Raw genomic sequence first — 18275 nt, forward strand, 5'->3', positions numbered from 1 at the left:
TAAAGACTACTTATTATTCTTCAGCCACTCAGTTGCACAGTGAGCCAGGCAGGCTGATCCGATCGGAAGCACGTCTTCATTAAACAACACCTTCGGATTGTGAGCGGAAACTGCTCCTCTTTCATCCAGAAATCCTGCGGATATATACATAAATACGCTCGGGATCTGCTCTGCAACTACAGCGAAATCCTCTGAAGCGCTGGCGGTAATTCCCGGATAACCCATAAGTCCGGGGATTGGCAGCTCATTCATGTAGCCTACCATTTCCTTTGTTAGCGCAGCATCGCTGATCAGCGGGCCGACTCCGCCGGTCATAACTACTTCTGCTGTACCGCCGTAAACTTCTGCCGTACGTTCGCTCACTTCTTTCATACGTTTCAGCAGCAGATTACGGGCATCCGGACTATTGGTACGGATCGTACCGCTCAGTACCGCACTCTCCGGAATAATGTTCGGAGCGGAACCAGCCTGAAACTGTCCAATCGTCAGGACACAAGCATCATTCGGATTGCTCTCTCGTGCAATCAGTTCCTGCAGTGCAAGGTGCACATGCACACCGATGTTGATCGGGTCAATAGACATATGTGGATATGCTCCGTGTGAACCGCGTCCCTTGATATGAATCTCAAATCCGTCCATGGAGAACATAATAGCCTTACCACTGTCATTATACATATAAGTTCCCATCGGAATCTTTCCAGGACCGACATGATAAGCCATCGCGATATCCGGTTTCGGATTCTCCAGAATTCCGTTCTCAACCATGTTGTTTGCTCCCGTGAAATTCTCCTCTCCCGGCTGGAACATGAATTTAACAGTTCCTTCCAGAGCGTCCTCATTCTCTTTTAACAATCTTGCTGCAGTAAGAAGCATTGCCGCATGAAGATCGTGTCCACAACAATGTCCTTCTGTTCCCGTAGGACAGGCAAATGGGAGCCCGCTGTCTTCCGGCATCGGAAGAGCATCCATATCAGCTCGAAGCAAAATCACTTTACCGCCTTTTCCAAGCGTAGCGGTAACACCTTCTCCGCATTCTTTCGGATCAAGACCATATTCCTTCAGTTTCTCCAAAATATACGCTTTTGCCTTCGGCATATGCAGCCCCACTTCTGCATTGGTATGAATATAACGGCGATCCGCTATAGTCTCCTCCTTCAATTCCAGTGCACGTTCATAATAATTCATAAACATTCCTCCTTTGTGTCAGCGTTTTGATTTTGCTCCCCCGGCAAAACTTTTGCTAAAAAGAACTATAGCACGAATATGTAAAAACTACAAGAGTCACCCGCCCCAGTCACCCTTGAATTTCCCCTTAAAAGCTGTTATGATATGGCATATAGCTCATTTTCACACAGCCAAACAGGAGGGATATCTTTGTCCGAATATACACCAACTTCCAAAACGGAAACGGAAGAAACGATTATGAATCCAGACCCGGTAGCGGAAGCACCAGATCCTGAGATCAGAGCGGAAAAAGAAATGGAACCAGTCTCAGAGGAAGAACCGCCGAAACGGCTTTTTTCTCCATTCCGCTCGAAGAAATCTGATTTTTCACGAGATGAGTGGATTCTTTCTCATATTGATAATTCTCAGCTTATGGAATATCTCAAGTTAGAGCAAAAACGGTTTGAACAGCTTCAGGAAGCAAAAGAACGAAAAGAGAAGCGGTTATTTACAGCCTTTAAGCTTTCCGTCTCTCTGGCTGCAATCGTTGCGGTCATTTATTTATTGAAGGATGTGCCTACCATCCTTGTCAATATTTTATACATAGCCGGTATTCTTGCAGCGTTCTGGTTCTGGAAGAATCCGAAAGATAAGAATGAGAAATAGCACTATTTTATATTAGAAAAGGCTGTATGCAAACCACGGATAGACCATCTGTTTTACATACAGCTTTTTATCATTTTTCATCTTAAGATAAGATTAACGTAACTGTTCAGAGCCAACCTCGAAAACACTTCGTGTTTCCTCAGTGTGGCGTATCCGCCAAATAGATTTGTACAAAAAAGTGCTCACGAATGCAAGCATTCAACACCCTTTTTTGACAAATCTGCTTGGCTCTGAACAGTTACAGATTAACAATTCTCCCCAATCATAATCCGGATGATTTCTTCATTTGTTTCTTTCATGCCTTGTTTTCCAAGTCTTCCGACGTTCTGAAGGGTCGCTTCAACACCATTTGTAACGATTCCGTCTCCTCCGACAAATTCCTGTCCGTGTACATACATTTGATATCCGAAAATTCCTGCTTCTACAGCGGATGCAATCTTCGCAGCACAGGATGCCTTTGCTCCGTCGCAGACGATCCCGGAAACAATTGCCAATGCGTTTACTACTGTATGAATAATTTCTTCGTATCCACCGCCGCACAAATATGCGATACCTGCACCTGCTCCGGCTCCTGCACTGACTGCTCCACAGTATGCGGAAAGCCGCCCGATCGGTGTCTTCTGGTGAATTGCCGTCAGATTAGAGAGCACCAACGCACGGTACATTTTCTCCTTTCCTGACTGTGTTCCTTCTGCATATACAATAACCGGTACAGATGCCGTGATTCCCTGATTGCCGCTTCCGGAATTGATAATAACCGGAAGTTCACATCCATTCATACGGGCATCGGAACCTGCCGCTGCCATTGCCTTCGCTTTTACCATAAGATTGTCTTGCCCAATATCCAGCAGGACAGAACCAATATTTGCTCCGTAATTTCCCCGGATTCCTTCTTTTGCAATTGCCATGTTATATTCAATCTGGCGGTCAAGGATCCCTTTCACATCTTCAATTTCCACTGTTTCGGCAAAATCAAAAATATCTTTCATATTCAACAAGCTTCTGTCTGTAAGTCCCTCTTCGCTTTCGTCATCCACTGGTACTTCTTTTAAAACCTCACCATTTTTCTCAATAAGAACAATATTCGTATGATAGTTTGCAATTCTTACTTTTGCATATTCTTTCCCTTTATACAGCGTCACAATAATTTCAAATGTAAGTCCGTTGTCGATATGCTCGATTTTGATTTCTACATTTTCCAGATATTCTTTCATCCGGGCTATTTCTTCCGCTGTTACTTCTGCAATTACCTCAAGTTCTTTTTCCGGCTTTCCCGCAATAATTCCCGCCACAGCAGCTGCCGGAATTCCTTTGAGGTGATCCGTATTCGGTACGATTACAGATTTGACATTTTTAATAATACTGCCACTTGCTCCGATTACTACTCTGTCCGGTAATTCTCCCAGAACTTTGCGAGCAGTCGCTGCTGCATAAGCCAGTGCAATAGGTTCCGTACATCCCATCGCCGGAACAAGTTCTTCTCTCAGAATATTCACATAGGCTCCGTATTTCTCATCGTTTTTGTACATTTCTTTTTCTCCTTTTCTTCTTGCCTCCAGGTATCGCTATCCCTATTTTTCCTCTCGCATTTTTGTCCACTCTTTCTCCCCAGAAAGAGCTTGCTGTTCTCGTAATCTCAGTGTATCATGGAATTATCACAAATGTAAAATTTAATGTTTTTATAATATCGTTAAATACTTTTTATATTATAATCAGGAGGAACCGGTATGGAATTCCGCGAAATATCAACGTTTTTGCAAGTAGCAAAGTTTAAAAGCTTTTCCCGCGCCGCCGAGCAGCTTGGCTATACTCAGGCTGCCGTCACAATTCAGATTAAAAATCTGGAAAATGAACTCGGAGTTCATCTTTTTGATCGAATCGGAAAACAGACGCTTCTTACACATCAGGGACGTATTTTTTATAATTACGCCTCTAATATCACAAGGGAAATCTCTCAGGCTAAAGATGCTCTATCGAATCCGGATGAGCTGACAGGAAAGCTCTGCCTGGGGACCATAGAATCGGTCTGCGCGTCTGTTTTCCCCGTCCTTTTGCGTGAATATCATCGTCGTTATCCCAAAGTAAATATAAAAATTGTCACAGATTCTCCCGAAATCCTTCTTCATATGATGGATAAGAATACATTGGATATCGTCTATTTTCTGGATAAACCTGTGTATAACACAAAATGGGTAAAAGTACTGGAAAAACCGGAAGAGGTTTTTTTCGTATCTTCTTCTGAGAATCCGCTTTCGAAGCGCAGAGAACTGAATCTGGACGAGGTGATCTGTCAACCATTTATTTCCACAGAAAAGGATGCCAGTTATCGTCTTCTGCTTGAAGAATCACTTGCTGAAAAAGGGTATGAACTTCACCCATTTCTCGAAACAGGAAATACAGAATTTATCATCAATCAGCTTCGCCACAATCTGGGAGTATCATTTCTGCCCGGATTTATCGTAAAAAAAGATCTGGATGAAGGTCGTCTGAGCAGGCTGGATGTCCGTGATTTTCATCTGCAAGTCTGCCGCCAGATCGTCTATCATAAAGACAAATGGGTAACCCGTGAAATGAAGGCCTTTTTAGAACTGGCGCAGGATTTTTTATGAATTGTGCACAAATCATTCATTACAAGAAGTGCTTTCATTGCCATTATTCCCCATCTATGATAAAATGAATATCAATACAATTCGCAAAAACAGGTAAAGAAAATTTACTGTTTTCGCAACTAAAGGAGGAGAAAATATGAGTAAAGAAACAAAAGAGAGAAAAAGTCATTTCAAAAGAAAACCCACGTTTACAGAATCTATCATTCCTATTATTGCGATGTTGATCATCCTGACCATCGGCAAAGGAATCTATGGATTCAATACTGAACCACTTCTTATCATGGTTGCCTGCGTCGCTGCATTCATCGCATTCCGTGTAGGTGTTACCTGGGATGAAATGCTGGATGAAATTTGTAACAAAATTGCCAAAGGTATGCCTGCCATATTAATTTTGGTCTGCGTAGGCGCGTTAGTCGGTACCTGGATGGCTGCCGGAACTATTCCGCTTATGATTTATTATGGTGTTCAGATTGTAAGTCCAAAATTCTTGTTGGTAACTGCATTCTTAATCACAGCAGTAGTTTCTATCGTTACAGGTACATCCTGGGGATCTGTTGCAACAATGGGTGTCGCTCTGATGGGTATCGCAAGTACACTTGGTGTTTCACTTCCGGCAACAGCAGGTGCAGTTATTGCCGGTTCCTATTTCGGAGATAAGATGTCACCGCTTTCTGACACAACGAATCTGGCTCCTATCGCAGCCGGAAGCGAATTATATGAACATATCGGACATATGTTTTACACCACCATTCCTGCTACGATCGTATCTCTGATCGTATATGCTATTGCCGGAATGAATGCAAATGTTTCTGCCGGGGCGAATTCAGAGGCAGTAACAACGATGTTGGCACAGTTGGATCAGATGTATAACTGGAATCTCCTGCTTCTTCTGCCGGTAGTACTTATCCTTGCCGGTTCTCTTTTGAAAAAGCCAACCCTTCCGGTCATGCTCCTTTCTACTGTTGTTGCCGGAATTGAAGCATTTATCTTCCAGGGACAGCCTCTGAAGAATATTTTTGCTTCGACTGTAAATGGATTCAATGTAACGATGATAACCAAATCCGGATTCGACTCTGCAACCGCTTCTGCCGAAATCACAAAGCTGCTTAACCGTGGCGGTATGAATGGTATTATGAGTACGACACTTCTGGTATTCTGCGCATTCTGCTTCGCAGGTATTATGAGCCGGGCAGGATGTCTGGATGTTGTTCTTCAGAAAATCCTGAGCGTCGCAAAGAGTACCGGTGCACTGATCGCAGCCACCGTAGGTTCTTGTATTGTTATGGCACTTACAACCGGTAATTCCTACTTGTCCATTTTAATCCCTGGTGAAATGTTCCGTGATGCATACAAAGAACGTGGTCTTGCAGCAAAGAATCTTTCCCGAACACTGGAAGATGCCGGAACCGTATTTGTACCACTGGTTCCATGGTCTGCAGCAGGCGCATATATGGCGGGAACACTGGGAGTTGAAACATTATCCTACCTGCCATGGGCAATTCTCTGTTATACAGGATTCATTTTTGCACTGATTTGGGGATTCACCGGATTCGGTATTGCTAAACTTGATAACACAAAGGCTGGGAAGTAATAAAGGAGTAAAACAAACATGATCAAATTATTTAAGAATGCTCAGGTGTACGCACCAGCTCCACTTGGTAAGAAAGATTTATTAATCGTAGATGAGAAAATTTGTCGAATTGCCGAAAAAATCACGGGATACGAAGGACTTCCTGATGTAGAGACATTTGATCTGGAAGGAAAAATTCTGACACCGGGATACATTGATCTTCATGTTCATATTACAGGCGGAGGTGGAGAACAGGGCCCGGCTTCACGTGTTCCAGAATCACAGCTTAGTGTATTTACGACAAATGGTATTACTACCGTAGTCGGACTTCTTGGTACCGATGGTATTACCCGAAGTATTGAAAATCTGGTTGCAAAGGCCAGAGCACTGAACGATGAAGGTATCACTGCCTACACTCTTACAAGTGCATATGGCTATCCGCCGACAACGCTGACCGGAAGTGTCGAAAAGGATATTATGATGATTCCTCCTATGGTTGGTGTTAAGGTTGCTGTATCAGACCACCGCAGTTCCAACCCGACTGGAGAAGATCTTATTGCTCTTGCGACCGCTGCCCGAAGAGCCGGACTTTTGAGCAACACCGCCGGAATTGTGACTATGCACATGGGAAGTGGCAAAGGACGTCTGGAGCCTATTTTCTACGTACTGGATCACTCCGACGTTTCTCCTAAAAACTTGCTTCCGACCCATATGCTCCGCACACCGGAATTGATTGATGATGGTGCCGAACTGGTGCGCCGAGGTGGATATATGGATTGTACTGCAGGGTGTACACCAGACGAAATGGAACAGAATGCGGCACTCATTCTGGAACTCCTCGGACGTGAAGGTGTAAGTGCCGACCACGTAACGATGTCCAGCGATGCTTTTGGAAGTCAGCCTAGATTTAATGAACGCGGGGAATGTATCGGACTTACCTATGCCTCTCCAAAATATCTGCACCAGACAATCCAGAGTCTCGTACGCAGAGGACTGCCTTTGGAGGAAGCACTGAAACTTCTTACCACTACTCCGGCAAATGTTCTGGGACAGAAAGAGAAAAAAGGATGTGTCATGGAAGGGGCTGACGCCGATCTTCTTGTTCTCGGAGATCATCTCGCTATCGAAAGCGTTTTTGCAAGAGGCAAAACAGCCGTGTGGAACGGTGAAATTCTGATGAAAGGCAGATTTGAATAAAATGAAAGATTTAGCTTATTATAACGGGGAAATCGCAGCGATCGAGGAGATGCGAATCCCCATCAACGACAGAGCCTGCTATTTTGGTGATGGAGTTTATGAAGCAACCATGGTAAATAACCATAAAATCTTTGCTTTAAGCGAACATTTGGAAAGACTTTACAACAGTGCCAGACTGGTTCGTATCTCTATTCCTTATACCAAAGCAGAAATGGCAGAAATTCTAAATGAATTAGTCCGGAAAGTGGACTCTCCGGAGCAATTGCTTTACTGGCAGGTTACACGCGGAACAGCTCCTCGCAACCACATCTTTCCAAAGGCTGATGTGAAAGCGAACTTATGGGTTACCATTAAGCCGATGAAGCTCAAAGATCAAGAACACAAACTACATTTGACTGAAACGGAAGATACTCGTTTTCTTCATTGTAATATTAAAACGTTAAATCTGATGGTCAATTGTATTGCAGCTCAAAAAGCTGAAGAAGCAGGTTGCGATGAATGTGTGTTCCACCGGGGAGATATCGTTACTGAATGTGCGCACAGCAACATCAGTATAATAAAAGACGGAGTACTTATTACACACCCCACGGACCATTATATTTTACCGGGAATTACCCGAAAACATATCATTGAGATTTGTAAGGCAAATAACATCCCCGTTGATGAAACTTCTTTTACTATGCAGCAGCTATTTGAAGCTGATGAAGTACTTGTATCCAGTTCAACAAAGCTTTGTGTAAGTGCAGAAAGTCTGAACGGAACTCCTGTCGGCGGAAAAGCTCCCGAACTGGTCGCACTCATACAGAAATGTTATCTGGATAAATATATAAGTGAAACAACATAATTTCAAAAGAAAGAGGTGTTTATTATGCTACACGAGGTAAAATTCAAATCCTTCAATGAACGCGATGAGGTCTATGGCTGGATCTATGTTCCGGCTGCCAAACCAAAGGGAATTGTCCAGGTAATTCATGGTTTTGGCGAGCATTCAAGAAGATATCTGCATATGATCGTCAAGTTTCTGGATGCCGGCTATATAGTAGCTGCCGACGATCATGTAGGACACGGAAAAACGGCTTTGGAAAATGATACCTGGGGCGACTGGGGTGACAAGGGTGTCCACACGATGATGGAGGATGAACACACACTGAAAGAACTGGTTTGTGAGAAATACCCGAACCTGCCTTATTTCCTGTTCGGACACAGTATGGGCTCTTTCATCGCAAGAGACTACATCGCCAAATACGGAGACGATCTTGCAGGTGTAACCATTTGCGGAACCACCGGTATTTTCCGCGGTGCTTCCGAAGCCCAGACCGGGCTTGAAAAAATTGTAGCCGAAGGAAATGGAAAAGGCTGTAACCCCGAATTTGTTGGTTCACTTCTGGGATGGATGTGCGAAAGATGCGGCGAAGTCAGCATCGGAAATGAATGGATCTGTGCTGATCCGTATGTACAGCGCGATCACGCTGACGACCCGTTTGACGCGTTTACCAAACCGACAAATAACCAGTCTCTGCTGTACTTCACCCAGATGATGGATGTGATCACCGGAACCGAATGGGCAGAAAAAGTACCGACTGCACTCCCGATCTACAATATCGCCGGAGATCAGGATCCTGTCGGCGAATACGGTCAGGGAGTCTGTGAAGTTTCGAACTGGCTGGTCAAAACCGGACATCAGGTTAAGACAAAGCTCTATTCCGGATACCGTCATGAGATCCATAACTATGCGGATATAAAAGACGAGGTTGAAGCAGGAATCATTGCATTTATGGATGGAGTTTTGGTCGAGTAAAAATCCGGGCGGAAGATTCAATCTTCCGCCCGTTTTTCATCTTGATAACTTACACTAATCTAGAACAGCCCCGTAATCTTTCCGGTCTCATCCACATCAATTCTTACTGCTGCCGGAACTTTCGGAAGCCCCGGCATTGTCATGATCTCACCGGTAAGAGCAACAATAAATCCTGCACCTGCAGAAATCTTCAGGTTACGAACCGTAACTTCAAAATCCGTCGGAGCGCCAAGTTTCGTCGGATCATCTGTCAGACTGTACTGGGTCTTAGCCACGCAGATCGGGCAGTTTCCAAAGCCGAGAGCTTCCAGCTCTTTCGCCTGTTTCTGTGCCTGGGCCGTCAGTACGACACGCTTGCCGCCATAAATCTTCTGAACAATCTGATTTAATTTATCTTCAATACTTCCCTCAAGTTCATAAGAATAAGAGAAATCATTCGGTTCTTCTGCGAGACGAATCACTTCTTCTGCAAGCTTCACGCCGCCTTCGCCGCCTTTCGCCCATACTTCAGAAAGTGCAACATTTACGCCAAGCTCTTTACATTTTGCTTCAACCAGATCCAGTTCAGCCTTTGTATCGGTCGGGAATGCATTGATCGCAACAACACACGGGAGCTTATAAACATTTTTAATATTACTTACATGCTTCAGCAGGTTCGGAAGCCCTTTTTCCAGCGCCTCCAGATTTTCGTTATTGAGATCTGCTTTTGCTACACCGCCGTTGTATTTCAAAGCACGAACAGTTGCTACAATGACAACTGCATTTGGCTTGATTCCTGCCATACGGCATTTGATATCAAGGAATTTCTCTGCTCCGAGATCCGCACCAAATCCGGCTTCTGTGATTGCATAATCAGCCAGCTTCATTGCCATTCTTGTAGCAGTTACAGAGTTACATCCGTGAGCAATATTTGCAAATGGTCCGCCGTGTACAATGGCCGGAACTTTCTCAAGTGTCTGTACCAAGTTCGGTTTCAAAGCATCCTTAAGCAGTGCAGCCATAGCTCCCTCTGCATGAAGATCGCCTGCTGTTACCGGCTTCTGGTCTGCGATCTTTCCGTATGTGTATCCGATGATGATACGAGATAGACGTTCTTTTAAATCTGTAATATCCTTTGCGAGACAAAGAACTGCCATGATCTCAGATGCAACGGTAATGTCGTATCCGTCTTCACGAGGAGTTCCGTTCGGTTTTCCGCCAAGTCCGTCTACCACATAGCGAAGCTGACGGTCGTTCATGTCCACGCAGCGTTTCCAGGTAATCTTTCTCGGATCAATATTCAATTCATTTCCCTGGTAAATATGATTATCGATCATTGCTGCAAGAAGGTTATTCGCTGCGCCGATCGCATGGAAGTCTCCTGTAAAATGAAGGTTGATATCTTCCATCGGAACTACTTGTGCATATCCGCCGCCGGCAGCCCCACCTTTTACACCAAATACAGGTCCAAGGGATGGCTCACGAAGTGCAACCATAACATTTTTACCGAGCTTCTGCATACCATCAGCAAGTCCGATCGTAGTCGTAGTTTTTCCTTCTCCGGCCGGAGTCGGGTTAATTGCGGTAACAAGGATCAGTTTTCCATCCTTTTTATCGCTTTCTTTTAACAGATTGTAATCAATTTTTGCTTTGTATTTTCCGTACTGCTCTAAATACTTGTCATCAATGCCTGCCTTTGCTGCAATTTCAGTAATCGGTGACATCTGACATTCCTGTGCGATTTCAATATCTGATTTGAATCCCATGTTTTTCTCCCTTCTTCTTTTGCAGGTAAATGCTGCCAAAAATAAAATTTACTGTTATATTAGATAAATCGTCCTGTTAAAGAGGAACAAAAAAGGCAACACATGTAAAATACATATGCTGCCCAGACGGTCGGCGTTCCAGAATCCGGCTCCCCCGTGGTACTCCACGCTTTCTCCGTCAGTAGACCGGACTCTTCTTTAACTACCGTCATCGTATCATACTCACACAGGAAATGCAAGCCTAATTCTGCATTCTCTTATGAATCCTACCCTACTAATTTAATACTTCTACTTTGCAGGCATGTTTCTTCTGCTTTTTATTATAACTAATTCCAACCGCAAGAATTCTTCCTGCACATTTACGTTCTTCACCCAATTTCCCTGTAAAACGTAGAATATATTTTTTATCTTTAATCTGCCTGATTGCTTCATCGGGACTGTGATCTACCTTTAATTCCAAAATAATCCCATCCGCATCCCGATTTACCGGATAAAAAATAAAATCCACATATCCTACACCGGACTTATCTTCTCGTTCCACACGATAATTGTCTCTTGCTGATAAATATACAAGATTCACAACAGCTGTTAATTCTGTTTCGTCATTATAGCTTAATAACGGTATTTCCGTATCATATGCAAGCTCCAGAATTTCTGCCATCGTTTCCGTATCTCCGGCTAATGTAGCTCTAAGCATTCGATCCGATTCTTTCGCCAATCGATGCACATAACCCAATGAAGCTTCCTTTTTTAACATATCAGCAAATTTATTCATTAGCTCTTTGTTGGGAATCATAACTTTTCCATTTTCATATGTCAAAAATCCATATACCACCATCGCAGAAAATATTTCATCTCTTGTCTGCAAATTCATAGATGTCGCTGCATATTCCTGAATTTTTGCGGGTACCGGTATACCTGATACCATAAGTGCCAAATCTTCTCTTACATCAGCAATATTGTTTTCAATATAATAAAAAATTTCATCATATGGTCCTGAACTTGTCCAGTAATTGCCTGTATTATTATTAGAAAGTGATAACACGATTGAACGAGGATTATACAATCGTTCTCCTTTACGTGTATGATAACCATCATACCACTCCCGTAAATCATCCCTTGTAACCATCTTGGTTGATGCGCAATTTTCTATATAACGCAAATAAAGCCCATCTACTTCTTCGTCTGTAAAACCAAAATATTCAGAAAATCTTTGTTCCGTCGTCATAGTAAATTCTGCAAACATATTCAGTTCAGAACCACTGGAATATTTGGCAATTGGTAAAATTCCTGTCATATATACAAGTGCAATGTACGGTCTGTCCTTCAAAAGATTTCTCAAGAATTGTAAATAGGATAACTTATCATCTTCCGTAACAAATTTCTGATGAAAAATAAAATCCCACTCATCAAAAACAAATACAATATTTATATCTTGTTTTTCGGCGTATATTTCAAGAAGAGTATCCCACACTGCATTCTGATCGTCTATTGGCATATCCGGATATTCTTTTTTCAAGTCCTTGATTAATGTTTCTTCAATACGATCAATATACTGTTTGTATGAATTACAATTTCGTGGCAAATCATTAAACATAATATGAATAACCGTATATTTATTAAGATATTTTTCATAATCTTTGTCCTGATAAATCTGCAAATTCTGAAAAACATCATTTGCTCTGTGTCCTTTTGAAAAAAAAGAAGCAACCATATTAGCCATGACCGTTTTTCCAAAACGCCTCGGTCTCGTTATGCATAAATAATGACTTCCTTCTTCCACTAAAGGGAACAATTCCTTTAACAACACAGTTTTATCCACAAAGTATGGTTTAGCCGTTTCTTTTTTGTATAGTGCGTAAGCATTTTTACTATTCACATATATACCCATCTATACACTTCACTTTCTATCTGATTCATTTATTACATTTTAGCATTTCCAATATCACTTGTAAATCGCTTTTGTATTGTATCCCCCGTCTTGAAAAGCGGAGCTGCCGCTGCTATCAGCGACATCTCCGCCTCTTCTTCAAAACACCTTATCTTAATTTGCATTACTAGCCGCAATCTTCACCTTACTCCACAGATTACTGATTTCTTTTCTCGTATTCTCATTGTAAACGAATACTTCGTCCAGTTCATAACCGCTTCTTGGAATGTATGCATCAATTCCTTCAAAATCTCCGCCTTCACCGGACAGATCTTCCAGCACTTCCTTATTTGCCGAAGTATATCCGACATAACTGGAGTTATCATATGCACCTTCATACTCACATACATGATTGATAAATGCATGTGCCAGCTCCGGGTTCTTGGCATTTTTCGGGATAGCCATCGCATCAGACCACAGGTTTGTACCACTCTCCGGCAGGTAATATCCCATATCTTCATTTTCAGACATGATATAGGTCGCATCCCCGGAATAAATAAGTCCCAGTGCCTTTCTGCCCTGCGCCATGTTGTCAATGATCTCATCCATAACGATTTCAGGCTCCATGGTCTGTACACACTGTACCAGCCATTCGTAAGCTTTCTGAAGTTCATCCGGATCTTCCGTATTCATGGAATATCCGAGAGCCTTTAAAGCGATCATGAATTCATCTCTTTCTGAATCATAAAGATAAATATCTCCTTTATATTTCTCATCAAGGAAAATATTAAAGCCTTCTCTTTCCAGATCTTCCAGGTCTACTTTTGTCGTGTCATAAACGATGCCGACTGTTCCCCAGAAATATGGAATAGAGTACTTATTGCCCGGATCGTATGGCAGATTCTTCACATCGTCAACGAGATTATCCAGACAATCCAATTTCGAGTAATCCAGCTCCTGGAGATAATCCTCTTCAATCAGTCTCTGAATCATGTAATCACTCGGAACAAGGATATCGTAAGCCTCTCCGTTTGCCACCTTGATGTACATCTGTTCATTCGAATCAAAATTCTCCATAACCACTTTGGCACCGGTTTTTTCCTCGAAATCGGACAGAATATTTTCGCCCGTATACTCACCCCAATTGTACACATAAAGAGTCTGACCTTCAAACGGACGTGCATCTGCCTGTCTGCCGAATCGGAAGATTCCCACAGCAATCAAAATCACACAGACTGCACCGATCGCCGGAATCATCATCTTCTTTCGTCCGATATCCGCCTTTTTCGCTTTGCGGGCTGTAATCATCGGCACCACATTAATGACGAGAAGCGCGATTGTAATAATCACAACCACCAATGTTGAAATCGCATTGATACTCGGATTAACACGTTTACTCATGGTATACACCATAATACTTAAGTTCTTCACACCACTTCCGGTCACGAAATAGGAAATGATAAAATCATCTACAGACATCGTAAATGCAATCAGCGCTCCGGAAACGATTCCCGGTGTGATCTGCGGCACAATGACTTTTGTCAGTGCCTGCCACGGAGTTGCTCCCAGATCCATGGCCGCATCTGCCAGATTCGGATCCAGCGACCGGATCTTAGGCATAACGGACAGAATCACATAGGGAATACAAAATGCAATGTGTGCAAGCAGCATGGTCACATAACCTTTTTCCACTTTGAACGTGATAAATAAAAGCATAAAGCCAATCGCCGTAACAATCTCCGGATTCATAAGCGGGAGATTGTCTACCTGCTCCATCACATCCCGCACGATCTTCTTTGATTTGCTGAGCCCAATCGCTGCAATTGTACCGGCAACCGTTGATATTGCCGTAGCTATTATTGCAATGCTAAATGTCGTATAAAGCGACTCCATCATATCCCTGGATTCCAGCATATGCTCATACCATCGCAAAGAAAATCCAGTGAAATGAGTAAGGGATTTTCCGTCATTGAAGGAAAAAATAATCATATATACGATCGGCAGATAGAAGAAAATGATCATCACTGCCATAAGTATTTTCCCGAAAATACGGTTGTTCTTTTTCATGATGACTTATTCCTCCTTTCCGCCCTGATTCCGGATTTCCACCTTACGCACAACCATCATCAGAAGCATCATGATCACTGCCATTATCATGGAAATCGCACTTCCGAAGTTCCATTCTCCGACGGTGATAAACTGATTCTCGATCAGATTACCGATCAGGAAGTACTGTCCGCCTCCGAGCAGCTTCGGAATAAAGAAAGAGCTGACCGCCGGAAGAAACACCAGTGTGATTCCGTTGATGACTCCCGGAAGTGAAAGCGGAAGCGTCACTCTCCGGAAGGTCTGTACCGGGTTCGCTCCCAGATCCGCACTGGCCTCCAGAAGCGAATGGTCCATTTTGCATAATGCCGTATTGATCTGCAGAATCATGAAGGGAAGGAAGTTATATACCATGCCCAGAAGGACGGCACCTTCCGTGTACAGCAATTCTTTTCCCCCAAATCCAAGAAAACTCGCAATTCTCTGAACCAGACCACCTTCACTGAGAAGACCGATCCATGCATAGGTTCTTACCAACATGTTGATCCACATTGGAATCGTTACGCAAAGCACCAGAATATTCTGGACCTTTTCGCTGCTCCGCGCGATAAAATATGCAATCGGATAGCCGATAAGAAGACAAAGTATGGTTGTTTTAACTGCAATCCAAATGGAACGCCAAAGTATAATCAAAAAATCCTGGTCGGTGAAAAATTTGACGTAGTGATCCAGTGTGATGGAAAATGAAATGATGGAATTTCCCGGTTCCGTGATCGAATAAAGTGCGATCAGAGCCATAGGAAGCACCAGCATCATTGCGGCCCACACAATATAAGGGATTGCAAGCTGTGAAAAGCGTTTCATTTAAAAGACCATCCTTGACATCACATGAATATCTTCCGGGAAGAATGTCAGTCCGACCTCCTGACCTACTTCCGAATAATCGGTCGTGTGAATCTTGAATTCACGTCCCGGCGTGGAGAATGTAATCTTGTAGATACCTTCTTTTACATTTTCCGGTTCAAAATCATAATCCACGCTGATGTCAATGCTCTGATCTTCATCACTCAGTTTCCAGCCCTGTGCATTAGCCCATGTCTTAATATCCGTATCCAGGGCCTGAGACTCTAAGATCTCATCTACCGTTTTCTGGAAATTGAATGCCATGATCGCTTCATTTGCCTTTTCATTTTTAACAAACGGCTGATTGACTACGAAAATCGTACGCTCAATACTGGTTCCGTTCGAGGTAGAGAATACAACCGGATACTGTCCTTCTTCCTCTTTCAGATCGTATTCAATTTTGGAAATGGAAATATAATCATCGGTCTCCGGATTCCATGCCTGTGCATTGGAAAGAGCGACGATTTCCTTGTCATCCAGATTCTGTACGTCTTCCACGTCCACATAGAAATTGTTGGCACTGATCTTTTCTTTTCCGTCTTCACTGGTCACATCATGGTTATGGATCACGCGCATATCGACCGTAACACTGGTACCCGGAACCGTTTCCACAATGATTTCATAGTGTACGCCTTTGAAGAGAACACTTAAGACTTCACCTGTCATCTTACCGTCTTTTACATCTACGATATCAATGTCTTCCGGGCGGATGACAACATCGACTTTTTCGTTTTCACGGAACCCAAAGTCCACACAATCAAAGGTGATATCATCAAACCGAACTTTGTAATCCTCCAGCATAACTCCCGGAAGAATATTGCTTTCTCCGATGAAATTTGCCACATAACGGTTTGCCGGTTCATTATAAATCTCTTCCGGCGTGCCTACTTGCTGGATCTCTCCGTTTTTCATGACCACGATCTTGTCCGACATCGTAAGCGCTTCTTCCTGATCATGTGTTACAAAGATGAAGGTAATCCCTACTTCCTGCTGGATGCGCTTCAATTCGTACTGCATTTCCTTACGAAGCTTTAAGTCCAAAGCCGCCAGAGGCTCATCAAGAAGCAATACCTTCGGTTCATTTACCAGCGCTCTTGCAATCGCAACCCTCTGCTGCTGACCTCCGGATAGAAGGGTCGTATTCTTGTTCTCATACCCTTCCAGACCGATCAATTTGAGCATCTTCATGACTTTCTGCTCAATAACGTCCTTACTCATTTTCTTGATTTTCAAGCCAAATGCAATATTCTCATACACGCTGAGATGTGGAAACAGCGCGTATTTCTGGAAAACCGTATTCAGTTCGCGTTCATACGGCGGTTTCTGGCTGATCTCCTCACCATCAAAGATCACCTTCCCCTCATCAGCTTCCAGAAAGCCTCCGAGGATTCTTAAAAGTGTCGTCTTCCCACAACCGCTGGGGCCCAATAACGTCACAAATTCATTTTCATAAATGTCAAGGTTAACTCCTTTTAACACAATCTGCCCATCAAAGTTTTTCACAATATTGCGAAACTCAATCAGCTTCTTCTGTTCCATATCACCTTCTCCTTCCTAGAACATCGGTGGTGTTGTGATCCACAGCACCTTCGCGTCACTACTCCCGTGATTGTACAAATAGTGGCTCTTTGTTCCGTCCATGTAGAAAGTCTCCTGCGCTTTCAGCTTATATTTCTTATTACCGCAAACCAGCGTCACGTTGCCTTTCAATACATAACCGAACTCTTCGCCCTGATGTGCCAGTAATTCATTACTTTTTTTATGTGGATGAAGCGTCAGCAAAATCGGCTCCATCTTATTTCTCAGCGCATTGGGGATAACCCATTCTATCGTGTAATCATCCTGGATGTCCTCAAAGAAATCCTGAGTTCCAAAGACGATCTGCTTTTCCTCTTCCTCGTGAAAAAACTCGGATAAATTGGTTCCAAGCGCCTCCAGAATGTCCTCAAGAGTTGCGATACTTGGCGTGGTAAGATTCCGTTCCACCTGGGACAGAAATCCCTTCGTCAGCTCGCTTCGCGATGCAAGATCACCTAATGTCAGGCCATTCGCAAGCCGCAGCTCTTTCAGCTTCTTTCCGATATCCAAAATTACACCTCCCGTTTTATAATACTATACTTTTTTTTAAAAATTACCGAACAAATTACATTATACATATATGGTGGGGTATTGCAAGTGGTTTTGTGAAAAAAGGAGGGGAAATTTGTGTGAAAATGGGGGAGGGACGCCCAAGGTTCCACCTGTCCCATGCAGGACTCGCTTTCGCTCGGGGGAAAACGCAGCGGTACTACGCTTGCAGGGGCGCCGCTAAATGCGGCTTCTGCAAGCAAGTGCCGGCGTTTTCCACGGCCCTGCATGGGACAGGTGGAACCTTGGGCTGGTAATTCTTCATTTTTACGCTTTGTGATTTCCTTAGATAGTAGTGTGTGTTCGGCAGCGAAAAAGAGAGCGTTTGCTCTCTTTTTTGGTTGCTTTATGGCACTGATTCTGCTTGCTCTGTGAGGAAAAAATATTTTTTTGTTTCGATGAAATTTATCTTCACGGAATAAGATGACTTTACCGGGCAATAATGATAAAATGTAAAATAACAAAAATGGTAACTATTCAGCACCCCATTTAGAGTACATTGATTTTTGGGCAAAACGGAGAAAATAAAATTTCTGTTTTGCCATGGCTTTATTGCGAAAAGTGGATAACTTTTCAATGC

Annotated in this window: 13 protein-coding genes, 1 pseudogene and 1 riboswitch; of the genes and pseudogenes, 6 read left to right on the plus strand and 8 right to left on the minus strand. The window is 43.2% G+C overall.

Annotated elements, in window-relative coordinates; all coding sequences use genetic code 11:
- Window positions 1–6: 6 nt before the first annotated feature.
- Window positions 7–1185 (minus strand): M20 family metallopeptidase, encoded by a 1179-nt coding sequence (locus tag ACTNBR_RS09120; RefSeq protein WP_441017791.1) that lies wholly within the window; start codon window positions 1183–1185, stop codon window positions 7–9.
- Between the two features lie 189 nt (window positions 1186–1374).
- Between ACTNBR_RS09120 and ACTNBR_RS09125 the strand changes: the two genes are divergently transcribed.
- Window positions 1375–1830, plus strand: a complete 456-nt coding sequence (locus ACTNBR_RS09125; RefSeq protein WP_427820577.1) for a hypothetical protein — start codon at window positions 1375–1377, stop codon at window positions 1828–1830.
- A 245-nt stretch (window positions 1831–2075) separates the two neighbouring features.
- Here the strand turns inward: ACTNBR_RS09125 and ACTNBR_RS09130 are convergent, their stop codons facing one another.
- Entirely contained in the window at window positions 2076–3359 is a 1284-nt protein-coding gene (locus ACTNBR_RS09130) for a serine dehydratase subunit alpha family protein (protein WP_427820576.1), read from the minus strand.
- A gap of 198 nt (window positions 3360–3557) precedes the next feature.
- On the opposite strand from ACTNBR_RS09130, the gene ACTNBR_RS09135 reads away from it, so the two are divergent.
- The 5 genes from ACTNBR_RS09135 (at window position 3558) to ACTNBR_RS09155 (ending at window position 9004) form a co-directional block, all read left to right on the plus strand.
- Window positions 3558–4439 carry a LysR family transcriptional regulator gene (locus tag ACTNBR_RS09135; protein WP_427820575.1) on the plus strand — a complete coding sequence of 294 codons (882 nt, stop codon included), beginning with the start codon at window positions 3558–3560 and terminating at the stop codon, window positions 4437–4439.
- Between the two features lie 136 nt (window positions 4440–4575).
- The gene (gene nhaC, locus ACTNBR_RS09140; RefSeq protein WP_441017789.1) at window positions 4576–6030 is read left to right on the plus strand and encodes a Na+/H+ antiporter NhaC; all 1455 of its coding nucleotides are present in this window, start codon (window positions 4576–4578) and stop codon (window positions 6028–6030) included.
- A gap of 18 nt (window positions 6031–6048) precedes the next feature.
- Entirely contained in the window at window positions 6049–7206 is a 1158-nt protein-coding gene (gene iadA, locus ACTNBR_RS09145; RefSeq protein ID WP_427820573.1) for a beta-aspartyl-peptidase, read from the plus strand.
- 1 nt (window position 7207) lies between these two features.
- The gene (locus ACTNBR_RS09150) at window positions 7208–8050 is read left to right on the plus strand and encodes a D-amino acid aminotransferase (RefSeq protein WP_441017787.1); all 843 of its coding nucleotides are present in this window, start codon (window positions 7208–7210) and stop codon (window positions 8048–8050) included.
- A gap of 24 nt (window positions 8051–8074) precedes the next feature.
- On the plus strand, window positions 8075–9004 hold the full coding sequence (locus ACTNBR_RS09155) for an alpha/beta fold hydrolase (RefSeq protein ID WP_441017785.1): 930 nt from the start codon (window positions 8075–8077) through the stop codon (window positions 9002–9004).
- A 59-nt stretch (window positions 9005–9063) separates the two neighbouring features.
- On the opposite strand, the gene ACTNBR_RS09160 is transcribed toward ACTNBR_RS09155, so the two are convergent.
- The 6 genes and pseudogenes from ACTNBR_RS09160 to ACTNBR_RS09185 all read right to left on the minus strand — a co-directional run bounded on the left by ACTNBR_RS09160 (window position 9064) and on the right by ACTNBR_RS09185 (window position 17656).
- Entirely contained in the window at window positions 9064–10749 is a 1686-nt protein-coding gene (locus ACTNBR_RS09160) for a formate--tetrahydrofolate ligase (protein WP_427805978.1), read from the minus strand.
- Window positions 10750–10862: 113 nt separating this feature from the next.
- Window positions 10863–10945: riboswitch (ZMP/ZTP riboswitch) on the minus strand.
- Window positions 10946–11023: 78 nt separating this feature from the next.
- On the minus strand, window positions 11024–12640 hold the full coding sequence (locus tag ACTNBR_RS09165; RefSeq protein ID WP_441017783.1) for an AAA family ATPase: 1617 nt from the start codon (window positions 12638–12640) through the stop codon (window positions 11024–11026).
- Between the two features lie 153 nt (window positions 12641–12793).
- Entirely contained in the window at window positions 12794–14686 is a 1893-nt protein-coding gene (locus ACTNBR_RS09170) for an extracellular solute-binding protein (protein ID WP_441017781.1), read from the minus strand.
- Window positions 14687–14692: 6 nt separating this feature from the next.
- On the minus strand, window positions 14693–15529 hold the full coding sequence (locus ACTNBR_RS09175) for an ABC transporter permease (protein ID WP_427805982.1): 837 nt from the start codon (window positions 15527–15529) through the stop codon (window positions 14693–14695).
- 504 nt (window positions 15530–16033) lie between these two features.
- Window positions 16034–17107 (minus strand): annotated as a pseudogene (locus tag ACTNBR_RS09180) (ABC transporter ATP-binding protein); the annotation flags it as partial.
- 15 nt (window positions 17108–17122) lie between these two features.
- The gene (locus ACTNBR_RS09185) at window positions 17123–17656 is read right to left on the minus strand and encodes a helix-turn-helix domain-containing protein (protein ID WP_427805983.1); all 534 of its coding nucleotides are present in this window, start codon (window positions 17654–17656) and stop codon (window positions 17123–17125) included.
- Between the last annotated feature and the right edge of the window lie 619 nt (window positions 17657–18275).

It is taken from the genome of Bariatricus sp. HCP28S3_F11, assembly GCF_052065395.1.
Classification (GTDB): Bacteria; Bacillota; Clostridia; order Lachnospirales; family Lachnospiraceae; genus Allocoprococcus.